The following is a 1,308-nucleotide window of genomic DNA, read 5'->3' on the forward strand; positions in this document are numbered from 1 at the left end:
CAAGGTTAACCACATTGTCCGCTGGGTTAGGGTATAACGCCAAACCTTTGTCCAATGAGTTCTCATCCACTCCAATAATTGTTGTAACCGTAAGTTCAAAATTACAGGTTGAAGTATTTCCATACTCATCAGTGGCAGTCATTGTGATGGTGTAAGTTCCATCAGACAATGGAGTGCCTGGAGCAGGAACTTGCGTTGTCGTTGTTACAGGATCTGTACAGTTGTCAATTGCAGTGGCTTCGCCAGTTGCAATATAGTCAGGCAAGATGTAGAACAGGTTACCAGCTCCCGGATCAACAGTTTGATCTGCTGGGCAGGTAAGTACTGGAGCAAGTCTATCTACTACGCTTACCTCAGCTACACAAGAGGCAATATTGCCGCTAGTATCACTAACAAATACGGTAATCATTATTGTAGTTCCAATATCTGAACAATTAACAGTTGGAACATCTACTGCGATGGTACTAATTCCACAAGCTTCATCTATATTAGAGAGTAGGCTATATGGATCTACATTGGTAGTGCCATCAGGACCAAGTTCAATTTCTACAACGTTACTTGTTGGAAGGGTTTCATATGTCAATGCGAAGTTATCCACACCGGCACCCCAAGCCCAGCCACCTTCGTCATCGTAGGCAAAGCGTACTTGGAAGTCAGCGTTCAAATATGCAAGCATATCCAAACTTCCTGAATTGGTAGGAGCGGTATCCACATCAACAAACAATATTTGTTGCCAAGCGGCACCGTCATAAACCTCAACAGTAAGTGTTCCGTCACCGGCAAATTCCTGCATTGAATAATCAAAGGAAAGGGTAGCAGAATTAGCTCCACTTATATCATAAACTGGAGAAATAAGAGTAGCGCTGTTCACTTCTCCGTTACCAGCAGCATCATCATCAAAGATTGCTGCGTTTGTAGCGAAAGCTGGGCCACCTGGCATAACGCCAGATCCAAAAGTCCAATCCTGTGAACCTGTAGTAATGTCTGTTGACCATCCAGCAGGAACGGAAGCACCTTCAAAGTCTTCTGTTTCTGATGTTACAGTACCAGAAGGACCACAAGTAATAACAGGAGATATGTTATCAATAACATTTACAACTGCCATACAGGTAGAAACGTTTCCACTGTCATCTGTAACAGTTACCTCAACAATGTTTTCGCCAAGATCTGCACAAGTGAATTCAAGGCCAGAACTAGCAACAGTTTCATAATGAACAGTACCGTTCCATACACGAGGAGTAAATACTGATCCAGTAAACAATCCAGCTACAGCAGTTCCTAGAGACATGGAAAGATCAGCATTAGAGA

At 43.0% G+C, this 1,308-nt stretch carries 1 protein-coding gene; it reads right to left on the reverse strand.

All coding sequences use genetic code 11. The annotated features are described in order from the left end of the window. The coding region (locus tag ESU54_RS17630; RefSeq protein ID WP_146848195.1) for an HYR domain-containing protein at window positions 1-1,308 on the reverse strand (1,308 nt) is incomplete at both ends.

Source organism: Aequorivita antarctica, assembly GCF_007997155.1.
Classification (GTDB): Bacteria; Bacteroidota; Bacteroidia; order Flavobacteriales; family Flavobacteriaceae; genus Aequorivita; species Aequorivita antarctica.